Source organism: Pseudomonas sp. CCNWLW23 (assembly GCF_037095675.1).
Taxonomy (GTDB): Bacteria; Pseudomonadota; Gammaproteobacteria; order Pseudomonadales; family Pseudomonadaceae; genus Aquipseudomonas; species Aquipseudomonas atacamensis.
Map to the genome: position 1 here is coordinate 542,495 of NZ_JBAWKM010000001.1, position 16,780 is coordinate 559,274.

Below are 16,780 nucleotides of genomic sequence, written 5' to 3' on the forward strand. Positions count from 1 at the left end.
CGTCCTCATGATGGTGCCGCGTCTTCGAAAAAAGCGCTGAACTCACGAAGCAGATCGCAGCCTCCGGTAACGAACGGTTGATCAACGTGAATAGGCTCGTTGAAATCGACGAGGAGCTTTCGATCCCAAATATCTTGGTAAATCTTCGCGAAGAATTGATCTCGGTATCCCCAACGTGCGCTGTGCTCAAACACCACATAAGCAACAGGTTTTCCTGCATGGACAGCATCAGTCACAGCGCCGCTGAAATCCTCCAACAGAGCGGCCTCAAGCGAAAAATCAAGATCGTGCATTCCGAATAGAAGATTTAGGTTCGCTTGGATCGTGGGCGGTACCAGGTCGCAGGAAACCTCAACCGTTCGGATGCCAGCGCTTGCGTAATATCGCCGCTCTAGCTCCCCCCTGAGCTCGGCGTACTCGCGATCTCTCCGCTGTTGTACAGGAGTCTTCGGGGATGTACTGCGGCGCTCACGAAACGCCGCGACCTGGTCCTTGACAGTCCAGTTGACGGCGAAAGGCTCCCCTCGACTGTTGCGGAGGTACAGCAGAAGATCGCCCTGATAGGGATACGGGATTTTGCGCCTGTCGCCACAAGCATCTTCTACTACGATTGCATGATGCTTAAACCCGATGTCCATCGCGATATCGACAGTGCCGCGCAGAGGGGGCAGGAAGGTCCCCTTCGTTAAAGGGTGTCCTCGTAATGGATGACCTGCATTAACAGGCCAGAGCATTTTCTGCTCATGCAACTCAAACAAGTCAGGGTGGTAGAGGGCCAGTTGCGTAAATATCTTCTCCGGCCGCGAAAGGAGGTGAATCGTGCGTCTCAGCTTTCGGCTGTGCAGCCTGCTGATTCGAGACCCCTTCGGCGCCTCGCGGGGAACCGCCAATGTCGATGGTAGGTATTCCCCACCCCATTCGAACCCACTCTGCCGGTCCATGATGAGGGCGAATCTATCCTGCGGTTTCATCCAAGCATTCCAATTTCATCTGGGATTTCAGTGTCGCGCTTGTTGGGGATAACAACAGGCGCATCAGCGAAACCCTTATCATGCGGGAGGTAACCACGCGTCTGACTGTGGATAACGCGCAGTTTCTTGTGGATGAGTGATGCCGTGCGAGGCTTGACGTCTCGCATGCAAGGAATAGACAATGGAAGAGTCAGGGTGCTTATCTGACTTATCCACAGGGGCCCAAGCTCGTTACTTGGGCCCTTGTCTACTGACTTTCAGCTCTCTCGTTTTTGATAGCTGTCGTATGAAATTCTTTCGATATGCCTACCTTAAGCGTCGCCGATTGAGAATCCGCCCACCGTCGAGGCCTGATTAGGTCATCGAGAGCGCATTGCGTTATTCGCTACCAGTTTGATAAAAAAGAATATGTTAACGCCGGGAATTCCTGGCTGACAACAACTTTGCGCATCAACCATTGCAAACTCGTCATGCCCCCACCCAAATAAATCTCTACCTACGCGGAGCGTACACAAGATTCCGGTCCCCTACGAAAATTGTGGGCGTTTTGAGTGGCACAAAAGGCATCTTTTCATGGTTATTAACAGGAACTCCTATTAATCCTTTTCCTAATAACTTTTAGACCTTTGCACTCACGGCCCGAAGGACTATTTTGTCTTATTTGGGGTCACGTAGATGAACCTCACCGGCAAGAAAACTCCTTTCCTAAATTGGTTACCAGATGAATGCTTTTACAGCCTCTGTAGCCGGCAGCATTGTTTTTTGGGCGACCAGTCGACCGACGATACGCTGAGACTGCTGTTAGGAGATCTCGCGAAATCGTTCGCACACGATTTCCCCCACAACCTCAACCTGTTGAATAAGGATGCAATGCTTGCTTGGGGCAGCCCGGAGAAAATAATCTGTGAACATACAATCTCACCTATATTCTTTCCATTCCAGTCATCTGAACATGTACAGGCACTGAAGGACGCGTTGCTTGGCCCCAGAATAGGCTCTTGCAAATATAAACTTGGACTTGTGACTGGCCGGTTCGGTGGAGCACACCCGCTAAAGGCCTGCGCTAAATGTATGACTGCTGATCGATCAGTCCATGGGACCACGTACTGGCATCTATCCCATCAGCTTCCGGGTGTAATCACATGTCCAATTCATGGATTATTATTGATGGAATCTACAGAGAACAGGCAGTGGTCCAGGAGCTTTCGGTGGATTCTCCCGGATGAACCCGTTCTTGCGGAAATGGGCAAAGCGACCACTGACCATTCAACGCTTACCACACTCCAGACCATCTCTAACTCTTCGGTGGCACTGTACAGATTGGGCATCAACAGCCAGTTTGATCTCAGTAAAGTTGTCCAAGTCTACAAGGAGGCTTTCAGCAATCTAGGCACCTCCAAGAAGGCGTGCGTGGCTGCTGGCGACCGCTTTGCTGAGTACTGTTCAATGCTGGAACCCTTTCCACCTTTCTCCGCATTGCCTTGCGATCGGCAGCATGCGATAGGGTTCATTTCCCAAATGACACGAAAGCCCCGTGGTTACTGCCACCCACTAAAGCATCTGGTTCTGATTTCGTGGCTGTTTGGATGCTTAGAGTTATTCCTAGACGCTTATAAACAGTTAATAAAGCGACAGGAAACCCCAAAAGTTCGAAATCTAAAGTCACTGAGACTTTCTCAAACTATCGATGAGCGACTTCCAAAAGCCGAAAGAAAAATGGGCGCTCCAAGACCAAAAAAAATATTTAATGATCTGAAGATAGAAATTCTTAACGCGCTTTTGAATGGCTCCACAAAAAAAGAGATATGTTCAAGTTTTAATATATCTACATGTACAGTTAATCGGCTTCTGCGTTTAAACCCAGACATCAAGAAAAAGTTTATCAATAAATCTTACCTAAACAAACTTGACGAAAAGAGAACCATCTGGAGTGGAAAAGTTCGTAATTATCCCGGTGCCAGCGCGAAGACTATTAAAAACTTAGCTCCAGACATTTACGCTTGGCTCTATAGAAATGACCGATCTTGGTTATTTTCACAGACAGCTGCACTACCAAGTGGTAGATGCGGAAACCATGTGACCATTGACTGGGATGCACGCGATGAGAATTTTTGTTCACTGATTAATCAGTTATTGACAACAGCGTCTTCAGACTTGAAGAAATTCCGTAAGTGCGACCTCTACCAACTGGTACCTAATCTATTCTCTTCGCTGGAGAAAAGATCACGTTATCCTAAGACGAGAAAACTTCTCACCGAAATTACGAAGTAGTTTTTCCCAAGATTGCGCGACAAGCAATCTTTTGACTGACACAACCACTTGGTATGACAGCACCTCACTGACAAATGAGGAGATTGTCGCTCCGTAAGCGACTGAAGCGTTCAAGGAGATCAGCATTGCCAACAGCACTGAGCAGTCCTGTGTGGTGAACAGGATGTGAGGATACGGAGGCGGGAAGCATCGCAAGAGACGGTAGAACAGATCAGACCGGCTCTTGCGACAGTTTTAATTCTCTAAATCCAGAGCTTAGATCAACGGTGGATAACTTATTCCACGGTCACCGATTTCGCCAGGTTGCGCGGTTGATCGACGTCGGTGCCCTTGAGCACGGCGACGTAGTACGACAACAGTTGCAACGGGATCGTATAAAGGATCGGCGAGAGAATGTCGTGGATGTGCGGCATTTGCACCACGTGGGTACCTTCGCCGTTGGTCATCGCAGCCTTCTCATCCGCGAACACGATCAACTCTCCGCCGCGAGCGCGGACTTCCTGCAGGTTGGATTTGAGCTTTTCCAGCAGTTCGTTGTTCGGCGCGACAGTGACCACCGGCATGTCGTTATCCACAAGTGCCAGCGGGCCGTGCTTGAGCTCGCCGGCCGGGTAGGCCTCGGCGTGGATGTAGGAGATTTCCTTGAGTTTCAAGGCACCTTCCATCGCGACCGGGAATTGCGCACCACGGCCGAGGAACAGGGTGTGGTTTTTCTCGGCGAACAGCTCGGCGATTTTTTCCACGGTGCTGTCCATCGCCAGCGCTTCGCCGAGACAGGTCGGCAGGCGACGCAGTTCTTCGACGAGTGTGGCTTCGACGCCGTTAGCCAGAGTGCCGCGCACCTGACCCAGCGATAGAGTCAGCAGCAACAGGCCAACCAGTTGCGTGGTGAAGGCTTTGGTCGAGGCCACACCGATTTCGCGGCCGGCCTGGGTCAACAGGGTCAGGTCGGATTCACGCACCAGCGAGCTGATGCCGACGTTGCAGATGGCCAGGCTGGCGAGGAAGCCCAGCTCCTTGGCATTGCGCAGGGCCGCGAGGGTGTCAGCGGTTTCACCGGACTGTGAGATGGTCACGAACAGCGTGTCTGGCTGCACCACCACTTTGCGATAACGGAATTCGCTGGCGACTTCGACCTGGCACGGAATACCGGCCAGCTCTTCGAGCCAGTAGCGCGCGACCATGCCGGCGTGATAACTGGTGCCGCAGGCGACGATCTGCACATTGCGCACTTTGGCGAACAGCTCGGCGGCTTGCGGACCGAAGGCCTCAACCAGCACCTGATTGTTGCCCAGACGACCTTCGAGAGTGCGCTGAACCACGGTCGGTTGCTCGTGGATTTCCTTGAGCATGTAGTGGCGGAACTCGCCCTTGTCGGCGGCTTCGGCACCGTCGGTGTACTGCACGGTCTGGCGCTCGACAGCGTTGCCGTTTACGTCCCAGATCTGCACGCTGTCGCGACGGATTTCAGCGATATCGCCTTCTTCCAAATACATGAAGCGGTCAGTGACCTGACGCAGAGCCAACTGGTCGGAAGCGAGGAAATTCTCGCCCAGGCCCAAGCCGATCACCAATGGACTGCCACTGCGCGCGGCAACCAGACGATCCGGTTGCTGTGCGTTGATCACTGCCAGACCGTAGGCGCCATGCAGTTCCTTGACGGTCGCTTTGAGCGCGGCAGTCAGGTCCGGTTGTTCCTTGAGCTTGTGGGTCAGCAGGTGCGCGATGACTTCGGTGTCGGTGTCCGAGCTGAACGCATAACCCAGTGTTTTCAGTTGTTCGCGCAGAGCTTCGTGGTTCTCGATGATGCCGTTGTGCACCACCGCAATGTCACCGGAAAAATGCGGGTGGGCATTGCGCTTGCACGGCGCGCCATGGGTCGCCCAACGGGTGTGGGCGATACCGAGACGACCGGCCAGCGGCTGTTCGGTCAGGGCGGTTTCCAGCTCACTGACCTTGCCCGGACGGCGCATGCGTTCCAGGGTCTGGTCATTGGTATAAACCGCCACACCGGCGCTGTCATAGCCGCGGTATTCGAGGCGCTTCAGGCCTTCGAGAAGGATGGCGGTGATATTACGTTCAGCTACAGCGCCGACAATGCCACACATGGTTATTTCTCCTGACTGACAGCCGCACAGATCAAAGTGATCCCGCGGGCCTGAAGCTGATCGCGTGCCTCGACAGACAGGCGATCATCGGTAATGAGGGTATGGATGCTGCTCCAGGGCAGCTCCAGGTTGGGAATCTTGCGACCGATCTTGTCGGCCTCGACCATGACGATCACTTCTCGCGCAACGTCAGCCATCACCCGGCTGAGGCCGAGCAGTTCATTGAAGGTGGTGGTGCCGCGCACCAGATCGATGCCGTCGGCGCCGATAAATAGTTGATCGAAGTCGTAGGAGCGTAGTACTTGCTCGGCGACCTGGCCCTGAAAGGATTCCGAGTGCGGATCCCAAGTGCCGCCGGTCATCAGCAGCACCGGCTCGTGTTCCAGTTCGCTCAAGGCATTGGCGACATGCAGCGAGTTGGTCATCACCACCAGACCCGGTTGCTGGCCCAGTTCGGGAATCATCGCGGCGGTGGTGCTGCCGCTGTCGATGATGATGCGCGCGTGCTCGCGGATGCGTTTGACCGCCGCGCGGGCGATTGCCTGCTTGTACTTGGAAATACTCTGCGCCGTTTCTGCGACCAGCTCTTGCGGCATGGTGATCGCACCGCCGTAACGACGCAGCAACAGACCATGGGTTTCCAGCGCCGCGAGATCCTTGCGAATCGTAACTTCCGAAGTTTCGAAACGCTTGGCCAGCTCATCCACACTGACTTCGCCCTGCTCATTGAGCAAGGCGAGGATGTTATGACGACGCTGAGGAGTATTGCGTTTGGACATGATGGCTTAAGTTTCGATTCGAAAGATAACGCAAGCAATGAAACTCTATCGAAAGGTTGCCGTCAAGACACGAAGAGAAAAATTCAGAAAGTTTGAAATGACTGTGGGAGCGAGCCCGCTCGCGAAAGGGAGTCTCAGCCACTGAAGACGTGACTGACAGACCGCATTCGCGAGCAGGCTCGCTCCCACAGGAGGTTGTGGATAAATCAGGATTTCTTGATTTTTTCCGGGCGCTTCCAGCCGTCAATGTTCTTCTGACGGGCTCGGCCAACCGCCAACTGAGCGTCATCCACATTTTGCGTGATGGTCGAGCCGGCAGCAGTAGTTGCACCGTTGGAGATATCCACAGGGGCAACCAGCGAGTTGTTGGAACCGATGAACACATCAGCGCCCAACACGGTTTTCCACTTGTTGGCGCCATCGTAGTTGCAGGTGATGGTGCCGGCACCGATATTGGTACGTGCGCCGATTTCGGCATCGCCCAGATAGGTCAGATGGCCAGCCTTGGCACCTTCGCCCATGTGTGCATTTTTCAGCTCAACGAAGTTACCCACATGGGCGCGCGCTTCAAGCACAGTGCCCGGGCGCAAACGCGCGAAGGGACCGGCGTCGCTGCCTTCACCGAGAATGGCACCTTCGATATGACTGTTGGCCTTGATTACCACGCCTTTGCGCAGGGTACTGTCCTTGATCACGCAGTTCGGGCCGATCTGTACGTCGTCTTCAATGATCACCTTGCCTTCCAGGATCACGTTGATGTCGATCAGCACATCGCGGCCTACGCTGACTTCGCCACGCACATCGAAACGCGCCGGGTCACGCAGGGTCACGCCCTGAGCCATCAGGCGACGGCCGGCGCGCAACTGGTAATGACGCTCCAGTTCAGAGAGCTGCTTGCGATCATTGGCGCCCTGCACTTCCATCGGGTCGTGCGGTTGTTCGGTGGCAACCACCAGACCATCGCTGACCGCCATTTCGATCACGTCGGTGAGGTAGTACTCGCCCTGCGCATTGTTGTTCGACAGGCGGCTCATCCAGTCCGCCAGACGATCGGCCGGCACAGCGAGGATGCCGGTGTTGCCTTCGGTGATCGCACGTTGCGCTTCGCTGGCGTCTTTGTGCTCGACGATTGCCGCGACCTTGCCGTCAGCATCACGCACGATGCGGCCGTAACCGGTCGGGTCATCCAGCTCGACAGTGAGCAAACCCATCTGGCCCGGCACGACATGCTTGAGCAGACGTTGCAGGGTTTCCACTTCAATCAGAGGCACATCGCCGTAAAGAATCAGCACAGTGTCGGCATCAATGAACGGCACCGCCTGGGCGGTGGCATGGCCAGTGCCCAGTTGCTTGTCCTGCAACACGAAATTCAGGTCATCAGCTGCCAGACGCTCACGCACCACATCGGCACCGTGACCGATTACCACGTGAATGCGCTGTGGATCAAGTTGCCGAGCGCTGTGGATAACATGGCCGAGCATGGAGTTGCCGGCAATCGGGTGCAGCACTTTGGGCAGCGCCGAGCGCATGCGAGTGCCTTGACCGGCCGCGAGGATAACGATTTCGAGAGACATGACTGGCTACCAATCCTGGGTGGTCAGCAACTGCGACCGGTTTGTGGGAATTCGGAAAAGAAAAAAGGGTAGCCGAGGCTACCCTTTTTTATCAATCGCACAATAAGCGTCTGACGGATTAACCGCCAAACTTCTTGCGGATCTGCTGGACGGTGCGCAGCTGGGCTGCAGCCTCGGCCAGACGTGTGGCAGCGGCGCCGTAATCGAAGTCCGCGCCTTTTTCGTTCAGGGCATTCTCGGCAGCCTTGAGAGCTGCCTGAGCCTGAGCTTCATCCAGGTCGGCGGCACGTTGCACGGTATCGGCAAGTACCTTGACCATGTTCGGCTGAACCTCGAGGAAACCACCGGAGATGTAGAACACCTCGGCTTCCCCGCCTTGCTTGATCAGGCGGATCGGACCCGGCTTGAGATTAGTGATCAGCGGCGCGTGACCCAGAGCGATACCAAGATCACCCAGTGCACCGTGCGCAATCACCATCTCGACCAGGCCGGAAAAGATTTCCCCTTCCGCGCTGACGATATCGCAATGGACTGTCATAGCCATCTGATTGCCTCAACCTAAATTAGCGCCCGTTGCCGGGCGCCGGGATTACAGTTTCTTGGCTTTCTCGATCGCTTCTTCGATGCCGCCAACCATGTAGAACGCTTGTTCTGGCAGGTGGTCGTAGTCACCGTTGAGGATGCCTTTGAAGCCAGCAATGGTGTCTTTCAGGGAAACGTATTTACCCGAAGCACCGGTGAAGACTTCAGCCACGAAGAACGGCTGCGACAAGAAGCGCTGGATCTTACGAGCACGGTTAACCAACTGTTTGTCGGCTTCCGACAGCTCGTCCATACCCAGGATCGCGATGATGTCTTTCAGCTCTTTGTAACGCTGCAGAACGTACTGAACGCCGCGAGCGGTGTCGTAGTGGTCCTGGCCGATCACGTTCGGGTCCAGCTGGCGCGAAGTCGAATCCAGTGGATCTACCGCCGGGTAGATACCCAGGGAAGCGATGTCACGGGACAGAACGACGGTGGCATCCAAGTGGGCGAAGGTGGTCGCTGGCGACGGGTCGGTCAAGTCGTCCGCAGGTACGTATACCGCTTGGATCGAGGTGATCGAACCTTCCTTGGTCGAAGTGATACGTTCCTGCAGAACGCCCATCTCTTCAGCCAGGGTCGGCTGGTAACCTACTGCCGAAGGCATACGGCCCAGCAGTGCGGATACTTCAGTACCGGCCAGGGTGTAACGATAGATGTTGTCGACGAACAGCAGAACGTCGTTACCTTCGTCACGGAACTTCTCGGCCATGGTCAGGCCAGTCAGTGCTACGCGCAGACGGTTTCCCGGCGGCTCGTTCATCTGACCGTAAACCAGTGCCACTTTGTCCAGAACGTTGGAGTCCTTCATCTCGTGGTAGAAGTCGTTACCCTCACGAGTACGCTCACCCACACCGGCGAACACGGAATAACCGCTGTGCTCGATGGCGATGTTACGGATCAGTTCCATCATGTTTACGGTTTTGCCTACACCGGCACCACCGAACAGACCGACTTTACCGCCCTTGGCGAACGGGCAGACCAGGTCGATAACCTTGATGCCGGTTTCCAGCAGGTCGTTGCCGCCTGCTTGCTCGGCGAACGAAGGTGCTGCGCGGTGAATGCCCCAGCGCTCTTCGGTGTCGATCGGGCCAGCTTCGTCGATCGGGTTACCGAGGACGTCCATGATCCGGCCCAGGGTCGCTTTACCGACCGGTACGGAGATGGCTGCGCCAGAGTCGGTGACTTCCAGACCGCGCTTCAAGCCCTCGGTGGAACCCATCGCAATGGTACGCACCACGCCGTCGCCCAGCTGCTGCTGAACTTCCAGGGTGGTTGCGGCCGCGCTTTGTACAGTCAGCGCGTTGTAGATGCTCGGTACGCTGTCGCGTGGAAATTCCACGTCGATAACGGCGCCGATGATTTGAACGATACGTCCGCTACTCATAGCTGGATCCTCTGAATATTTGAACCGTTAAACCGCGGCAGCGCCGCCGACGATTTCCGAGATCTCTTGGGTGATCGCAGCCTGACGCGCCTTGTTGTAGATCAGCTGCAAATCGCTGATCAAATCACCGGCGTTGTCGGTAGCGTTCTTCATCGCGATCATCCGCGCAGCCTGTTCAGCCGCGTTGTTCTCGACCACCGCCTGGTAGACCTGCGACTCGACGTAACGGACCATCAAGCCGTCAAGCAGCTCTTTGGCGTCCGGTTCGTAGAGATAGTCCCAGTGGTGCTTGAGATCCTGATCCGGGGTTGCCACCAGTGGAATCAACTGCTCCACGGTAGGCTGTTGCGTCATGGTGTTGATGAACTTGTTGGACACCACGGACAGGCGGTCGATACGGCCGTCCAGGTAGGCATCCAGCATCACCTTGACGCTGCCGATCAGATCATTGATCGACGGCTCTTCACCCAGGTGGCTGATAGCTGCAACGACGTTACCGCCGAAGTTGCGGAAAAAGGCCGCACCCTTGCTACCGACTACACACAGATCAATCTCGACGCCGTTTTCGCGGTTTACCGCCATGTCCTTGACCAGGGCCTTGAACAGGTTGGTGTTCAAGCCGCCGCACAGACCACGGTCACTGCTCACGACGACATAACCGACGCGCTTGATTTCGCGGTCGATCATGAACGGGTGGCGGTATTCCGGGTTGGCGTTGGCCAGATGCCCAATTACCTGGCGGATACGCTCCGCATAAGGACGGCTAGCAGCCATGCGCATTTGTGCCTTGCGCATTTTGCTGACCGCCACTTTTTCCATGGCGCTGGTAATCTTTTGCGTGCTTTTGATGCTCGCAATCTTACTGCGAATCTCTTTTGCGCCTGCCATGTAACACCTATCAGGTTAGCAAGCGGGAGCCTCGCGGCTCCCGCTGCGGCTTACCAGGTTTGGGTGGCCTTGAACTTCTCGATACCGGCTTTCATGCCAGCGTCGATTTCGTCATTGAAGTCACCTTTAACGTTGATCTTGGCCATCAAATCGGCGTGATCGCGGTTGAAGAAAGCGATCAGCGCTTGTTCGAAGCTGCCGACCTTGGCGATTTCAATGTCAGTCAGGAACCCACGCTCAGCGGCATACAGCGACAGCGCCATGTCAGCGATCGACATTGGTGCGTATTGCTTCTGCTTCATCAGCTCGGTAACGCGCTGACCATGCTCAAGTTGCTTGCGGGTCGCTTCGTCCAGGTCAGAAGCGAACTGGGCGAATGCCGCCAGTTCACGGTACTGAGCCAGAGCGGTACGGATACCACCGGAGAGCTTCTTGATGATCTTGGTCTGAGCGGCACCACCCACACGGGATACCGAAACACCGGCGTTCACTGCAGGGCGGATGCCCGAGTTGAACATGGCCGATTCCAGGAAGATCTGACCGTCGGTGATGGAAATCACGTTGGTCGGAACGAACGCGGAAACGTCGCCAGCCTGGGTTTCGATGATCGGCAGTGCAGTCAGGGAACCGGTTTTGCCGGTCACTGCGCCGTTGGTGAACTTCTCTACGTATTCTTCCGAAACGCGGGATGCGCGCTCCAGCAGACGGGAGTGGAGATAGAACACGTCGCCTGGGTAAGCTTCACGGCCTGGTGGACGGCGCAGCAGCAGGGAAATCTGGCGGTAAGCCACTGCCTGCTTGGACAGATCGTCATAAACGATCAGCGCGTCTTCACCGCGGTCGCGGAAGAATTCACCCATGGTGCAACCGGAGTACGGTGCCAGGAATTGCAGCGCAGGAGATTCCGAAGCACTGGCAGCCACGATGATCGTGTTGGCCAGGGCGCCGTTTTCTTCCAGCTTGCGAACCACGTTGGCGATGGTCGATTGCTTCTGACCGATGGCTACGTAGACGCAGAAAATGCCGCTGTCTTTCTGGTTGATGATCGCGTCGATCGCCAGAGCGGTTTTACCGATCTGACGGTCACCGATGATCAGCTCACGCTGGCCACGGCCGACAGGGATCATGGCATCGACAGCCTTGTAGCCAGTCTGTACAGGCTGGTCTACCGACTTACGCCAGATCACGCCTGGAGCAACTTTCTCGACCGCGTCGGTCTCGGTGTTGCCCAGTGGACCTTTGCCGTCAACAGGGTTACCCAGAGCATCGACTACGCGGCCCAGCAATTCCTTACCAACAGGAACTTCGAGGATGCGGCCGGTGCACTTGGCGCTCATGCCTTCAGCCAGCGACTGGTAGGAGCCCAATACCACGGCACCTACGGAGTCCTGCTCCAGGTTGAGGGCCATACCGTAGACGCCGCCCGGAAACTCGATCATCTCGCCGTACATGACGTCGGCCAGACCGTGAATCCGCACGATGCCGTCAGATACGCTGACGACAGTGCCTTCGTTACGGGCTTGGGAGGTCACATCGAGCTTGTCGATGCGGCCCTTGATAATTTCACTTATTTCGGAAGGATTGAGTTGCTGCATTGCTCTGCTGCCCCTTCAAACTCAAGATTTCAATGCTTCGGCAAGTTTCGCGATTTTGCCGCGAATCGAGCCATCGATAACCAGGTCGCCGGCGCGGATCACGACACCACCAATCAAGGCAGCGTCCTCCGCAACTTGCAGGCGCACTTCCCGGTTGAGTCGTGCACTGAGAACCTTGGCGAGTTTGTCTTGCTGTTCTTGGTTCAATGCAAATGCACTGGTTACTTCAACGTCTACCGATTTCTCTTGTTCGGCCTTGTACAGGTCGAACAGAGCGGCGATCTCCGGCAGAAGCAGGAGACGGTCGTTTTCGGCAACGACGTTGATGAAATTGCGTGCCTTTTCATCAAACTTGTCGCCGCACACGTCAATGAACGTGGCGGCCTTTTCTGCGCTCGTCAGTCGCGGGGCCTTGAGCACGCGCTGCAGGGTGTCGTCTTGCGACACCGCTGCTGCCAGGCCGAGCATGGCTGACCAATTGGCCAGTTGCTGGTGGGCCTGAGCGTGCTCGAAGGCCGCCTTAGCGTAAGGTCGGGCCAACGTGGTCAGTTCTGCCATGATCGCCCTCGCTTAGATTTCAGCAGCCAGTTGGTTAACCAGCTCTGCGTGCGCGTTTTGATCGATTGTGGCACCCAGGATCTTCTCGGCGCCGCCGACAGCCAGCAAGCCCACTTGGGCACGCAGCTTGTCTTTGACGCTGTTCAGTTCCTGTTCGATCTCGGCTTGAGCCTGAACCTTCACACGGTCAGCGTCGATACGGGCTTTTTCAACAGCCTCTTCGACGATCTGGTTACCGCGTTTCTTGGCTTGCTCGATGATTTCAGCTGCCTGAGCTTTCGCTTCGCGCAGTTGCTGACCCGCTTTCTCTTGGGCCAACTCCAGGTCGCGAGCTGCACGGCTGGCAGCGTCCAGACCATCAGCGATCTTCTTTTGACGTTCGTGCAGAGCAGCGATGACCGGAGGCCATACATACTTCATGCAGAACAGTACAAAAATCAGGAACGCAACGGACTGGCCAATCAGGGTCGCATTAATGTTCACGCCAACACCTCGCAGTTACGTTGTCCATCACACCAAATTACCCGGAAGATCCGAGTAATCAGCCAGCGATCTGACCAACGAACGGGTTCGCAAAGGTGAAGAACAGAGCGATACCAACACCGATCATGGTTACGGCGTCGAGCAGACCGGCAACGATGAACATTTTCACTTGCAGCATTGGAACCATTTCTGGCTGACGCGCTGCGCCTTCCAGGAACTTGCCGCCCAGCAGGCCGAAACCAATTGCGGTACCCAGTGCGCCCAGGCCGATCAACAGTGCAACAGCGATAGCGGTTAGACCAACTACAGTTTCCATCTTTCCTCCCGACTTTTACGTCGTATGGTTTAGGTTTTTTAGATTAAAGCGGTAAAACAAATCGTTTCAGCTGCCCCGCAAGGAGCTCCCTCCCGTTTGACCGGGAGGAACATCAGACTAGTCGAGACTGGTCTTAATGGTTTTCTTCGTGCGCCATCGACAGGTAGACGATGGTCAGCATCATGAAGATGAACGCCTGCAGGGTGATGATCAGGATGTGGAATACAGCCCACGCCCACTGCAGAACAACGCCCAGGCCGCTGAGCCAGAGCAGGCCGCTGCCGAACATCACAGCGATCAGAATGAACACCAGCTCGCCGGCATACATGTTGCCGAACAGACGCAGAGCCAGAGAGATCGGCTTGGCGATCAGGGTGACGAATTCCAGCAGGAAGTTCACCGGGATCAGCAGGGCCTGAACGAAGATGTTCTTGCTGCCGAACGGGTGCAGGGTCAGTTCGCCGATGAAGCCGCCGATGCCCTTGACCTTGATGCTGTAGAAAATGATCAGTGCGAACACCGAGAACGCCATGCCCAGAGTCGCGTTCGGGTCGGTAGTCGACACGGCGCGGAACGGGATGTGGGCATCGCCGGAGATCAGGATGGCCAGCTGAGGAATCCAGTCGACCGGTACCAGGTCGACGGCGTTCATCAGGAACACCCAGACGAAGATGGTCAGCGCCAGCGGTGCAATCACCGGGCTACGGCCATGGAAGCTGTCTTTCACGCTGCCATCGACGAATTCGACCAATACTTCAACGAAGTTCTGCAAGGCACCCGGCTGACCCGACGTCGCTTTCTTCGCCGCCATGCGGAAAAGAAGAACGAAGATCAGACCCAGCGCGACCGACCAGCCGAGGGTATCGACGTGGAAAGCCCAGAAGCCCATTTCCTTGGCCTCTGCTGCGGTGTGGGCAAAGCCCCAGCCGCCGTTGGGTAGCTGACCGAAAGTCAGGTTCTGCAAGTGGTGCTGGATATAGCCCGAAGCGGTTGTCTCTGCCATGGTTGCCTCAAACGCCCTAAGGTCTCGAAAGTCTTGTTCTCATCAGCAGGGGAGCGAACCAGCTGACCGACTGCGTCAGCACGAACACGCCGAATACTGCGATCGGCGCCAGTGGCTTCACACCTGCGAACACCAGTGCAAACAGCACTGCCGTCAAAATAAGTTTGCCTGCCTCGCCGGCATAAAAAGACCGGACGATGGACTGGGCTGCTCGGGCGCCGGAAAACCGAAATGCCTTGTGAGCGAAATAAACATTGGGCAGCAAGGCTATCAGGCCTCCGCAAAGTCCCGAGTATCCGGCAACGACTCCATGCCATTGCCAGAGCGCCAAAGCGGCAATGAGCAGAATGACAAATTGAGCCATCAACACCGGAAAAACCGCCAGGCGATGGAAAGGCAAGCGGTTTGGCGTGCGGGTTTCCATCACAGTTGCTCTCCAATGGTCGGCTGCCGAAATTCAATAACTTGGCATAATTTGTGCCGACAAAATGCGCGCAGAGTATAGGGGCGGTTCTGCCCCTATTCAACTGTCAGGTAGTGATTTCCGACTGCGCGCTACATGAGGAAATGTTTCAGCGGATGTGTGCGAGCACACCTTGAAGCTCGTCGAGCGAGTTATAACCAATCACCAATTGGCCTTTGCCCTTCTTGCCATGGCGAATCTGCACCGCAGAGCCTAGGCGCTCGGCCAAACGCTGCTCGAGGCGAGCGATGTCCGGGTCGGGTTTGGCAGCTTCCACAGGCTCCGGTTTGCCACTCAACCACTGGCGAACCAGTGCCTCGGTTTGGCGCACAGTCAGCCCTCGTGCGACAACATGTCGCGCCCCTTCGACCTGCTGATTGTCCGGCAGACCGAGCAAGGCACGCGCGTGACCCATTTCCAGGTCACCGTGCGACAGCATCGTCTTGATCACTTCAGGCAGTGCAATAAGTCGCAACAGGTTAGCCACAGTCACCCGCGACTTACCCACAGCCTCGGCGACCTGCTGCTGAGTCAGCTGGAATTCCTGCTGCAAGCGCTGCAAGGCGACGGCTTCTTCGATCGGATTGAGGTCTTCACGCTGGATGTTCTCGATCAGCGCAATCGCAATGGCGGTTTCATCCGGCACATCGCGAACCATCGCCGGGATGGTTTCCTGCCCGGCCTGCTGACTGGCGCGCCAGCGGCGTTCACCGGCAATGATCTCAAACCGACCGCCGCCAATCGGGCGTACCACGATCGGCTGCATCACGCCCTGAGCCTTGATCGACTGCGCCAGCTCTTCCAGGGCCTGCGGGTCCATGTCACGGCGCGGCTGATATTTGCCGCGCTGCAGCAGGTCCAGCGGCAGGTGTTGCAGTTCGCGGGTGTCGGCCTGCGCGGCTTGTTCTTCCAGCGCGCTGACCGTCGGACCACTCAGCAGTGCATCCAGTCCACGTCCGAGACCTCGTTTCTTGACGGCCATGGGGATTCCTTAAGTTGGCTGAGCAGCAGCAATGCGTGAATTTTTGCGCTGACGACGAACCATCTCGCCCGCCAGAGCCAGATAGGCCAGAGCGCCACGCGATTGCTTGTCGTAAGCCAGCGCCGGCATGCCGTAGCTCGGTGCTTCGGCCAAGCGAATGTTGCGCGGGATCACCGTGTCGTACAGCTGATCGCCGAAGTGTTCCTTGAGCTGCGCCGAAACATCGTTCATCAGGCTCAGGCGCGGGTCGTACATGGTCCGCAGCAGGCCTTCGACTTTCAGGTTCGGATTGAGCAGTTCAGCGATGCGCTTGATGTTATCCACAAGGTCGCTCAAACCTTCCAGCGCAAAGTATTCGCACTGCATGGGGATAATCACCCCGTCAGCGGCGACCAGTGCGTTGAGCGTGAGCATCGACAGCGACGGTGGGCAGTCGATCAGAATGTAGTCGTAGTTGTCACGGATCGGCGCCAGCGCACTGCGCAGACGGCTTTCCTTCATCTGCATTTCCAGCAGCACCACTTCGGCCGCGGTCAGATCGCGGTTGGCCGGCAGCAGTTGATAACCGCCGTGCTCGGAGAAGTGCATCGCCTGGCCGAGGTCGCATTCACCGATCAGCAGATCGTAGACCGAGTTTTCCAGACCATGTTTATCCACACCGCTACCCATGGTGGCGTTGCCCTGTGGATCGAGATCGATCAACAGCACCCGGCGCTTGGTCGCGACCAGGGATGCTGCGAGGTTGATGCAGGTGGTGGTCTTGCCCACACCACCCTTCTGGTTCGCTATCGCGAATACCTTAGCCATTCTTGCTTGTGTT

16 protein-coding genes and 1 pseudogene are annotated in these 16,780 nt (G+C 56.2%); 2 read left to right on the forward strand and 15 right to left on the reverse strand.

The features are described 5' to 3' along the window. Window positions 1-5: 5 nt before the first annotated feature. Window positions 6-971, reverse strand: a complete 966-nt coding sequence (locus V8J63_RS02445) for a hypothetical protein (protein WP_336463527.1) — start codon at window positions 969-971, stop codon at window positions 6-8. A gap of 675 nt (window positions 972-1,646) precedes the next feature. Here V8J63_RS02445 and V8J63_RS27700 point away from each other — a divergent pair. Further along, window positions 1,647-2,126, forward strand: a pseudogene (locus tag V8J63_RS27700) (TniQ family protein); the annotation flags it as partial. A gap of 12 nt (window positions 2,127-2,138) precedes the next feature. Next, window positions 2,139-3,242, forward strand: a complete 1,104-nt coding sequence (locus V8J63_RS02450; RefSeq protein ID WP_336463528.1) for a TnsD family Tn7-like transposition protein — start codon at window positions 2,139-2,141, stop codon at window positions 3,240-3,242. A 275-nt stretch (window positions 3,243-3,517) separates the two neighbouring features. On the opposite strand, the gene glmS is transcribed toward V8J63_RS02450, so the two are convergent. The 14 genes from glmS to V8J63_RS02520 all read right to left on the reverse strand — a co-directional run bounded on the left by glmS (window position 3,518) and on the right by V8J63_RS02520 (window position 16,767). Next, a complete protein-coding gene (glmS, locus tag V8J63_RS02455) occupies window positions 3,518-5,350 on the reverse strand; it encodes a glutamine--fructose-6-phosphate transaminase (isomerizing) (RefSeq protein ID WP_336463529.1) in 1,833 nt (610 codons plus the stop codon). A gap of 2 nt (window positions 5,351-5,352) precedes the next feature. Continuing rightward, window positions 5,353-6,132 (reverse strand): DeoR/GlpR family DNA-binding transcription regulator, encoded by a 780-nt coding sequence (locus V8J63_RS02460; RefSeq protein WP_336463545.1) that lies wholly within the window; start codon window positions 6,130-6,132, stop codon window positions 5,353-5,355. A 203-nt stretch (window positions 6,133-6,335) separates the two neighbouring features. Next, complete coding sequence (gene glmU / locus V8J63_RS02465) at window positions 6,336-7,703, reverse strand: bifunctional UDP-N-acetylglucosamine diphosphorylase/glucosamine-1-phosphate N-acetyltransferase GlmU (RefSeq protein WP_336463530.1); 1,368 nt, start codon at window positions 7,701-7,703, stop codon at window positions 6,336-6,338. A 118-nt stretch (window positions 7,704-7,821) separates the two neighbouring features. Beyond that, window positions 7,822-8,247, reverse strand: coding sequence for a F0F1 ATP synthase subunit epsilon (locus tag V8J63_RS02470; RefSeq protein WP_016772407.1), 426 nt, complete (start codon window positions 8,245-8,247; stop codon window positions 7,822-7,824). A 45-nt stretch (window positions 8,248-8,292) separates the two neighbouring features. Next, entirely contained in the window at window positions 8,293-9,672 is a 1,380-nt protein-coding gene (gene atpD, locus V8J63_RS02475) for a F0F1 ATP synthase subunit beta (protein WP_016772406.1), read from the reverse strand. A gap of 27 nt (window positions 9,673-9,699) precedes the next feature. After that, the gene (gene atpG / locus V8J63_RS02480; protein ID WP_007911960.1) at window positions 9,700-10,560 is read right to left on the reverse strand and encodes a F0F1 ATP synthase subunit gamma; all 861 of its coding nucleotides are present in this window, start codon (window positions 10,558-10,560) and stop codon (window positions 9,700-9,702) included. 50 nt (window positions 10,561-10,610) lie between these two features. Next, the gene (gene atpA / locus V8J63_RS02485; RefSeq protein WP_016772405.1) at window positions 10,611-12,155 is read right to left on the reverse strand and encodes a F0F1 ATP synthase subunit alpha; all 1,545 of its coding nucleotides are present in this window, start codon (window positions 12,153-12,155) and stop codon (window positions 10,611-10,613) included. A 21-nt stretch (window positions 12,156-12,176) separates the two neighbouring features. Then, window positions 12,177-12,713 (reverse strand): F0F1 ATP synthase subunit delta, encoded by a 537-nt coding sequence (locus tag V8J63_RS02490; protein ID WP_016772404.1) that lies wholly within the window; start codon window positions 12,711-12,713, stop codon window positions 12,177-12,179. A 12-nt stretch (window positions 12,714-12,725) separates the two neighbouring features. Further along, complete coding sequence (locus tag V8J63_RS02495) at window positions 12,726-13,196, reverse strand: F0F1 ATP synthase subunit B (protein ID WP_016772403.1); 471 nt, start codon at window positions 13,194-13,196, stop codon at window positions 12,726-12,728. A gap of 58 nt (window positions 13,197-13,254) precedes the next feature. Beyond that, the gene (atpE, locus tag V8J63_RS02500) at window positions 13,255-13,512 is read right to left on the reverse strand and encodes a F0F1 ATP synthase subunit C (protein ID WP_003097235.1); all 258 of its coding nucleotides are present in this window, start codon (window positions 13,510-13,512) and stop codon (window positions 13,255-13,257) included. Between the two features lie 133 nt (window positions 13,513-13,645). Next, window positions 13,646-14,515 carry a F0F1 ATP synthase subunit A gene (gene atpB / locus V8J63_RS02505; RefSeq protein ID WP_016772402.1) on the reverse strand — a complete coding sequence of 290 codons (870 nt, stop codon included), beginning with the start codon at window positions 14,513-14,515 and terminating at the stop codon, window positions 13,646-13,648. Between the two features lie 16 nt (window positions 14,516-14,531). Further along, window positions 14,532-14,939 carry a F0F1 ATP synthase subunit I gene (locus V8J63_RS02510; protein ID WP_042607990.1) on the reverse strand — a complete coding sequence of 136 codons (408 nt, stop codon included), beginning with the start codon at window positions 14,937-14,939 and terminating at the stop codon, window positions 14,532-14,534. 148 nt (window positions 14,940-15,087) lie between these two features. Continuing rightward, a complete protein-coding gene (locus tag V8J63_RS02515; RefSeq protein ID WP_007960777.1) occupies window positions 15,088-15,960 on the reverse strand; it encodes a ParB/RepB/Spo0J family partition protein in 873 nt (290 codons plus the stop codon). 9 nt (window positions 15,961-15,969) lie between these two features. After that, complete coding sequence (locus V8J63_RS02520; protein ID WP_016772400.1) at window positions 15,970-16,767, reverse strand: ParA family protein; 798 nt, start codon at window positions 16,765-16,767, stop codon at window positions 15,970-15,972. Between the last annotated feature and the right edge of the window lie 13 nt (window positions 16,768-16,780).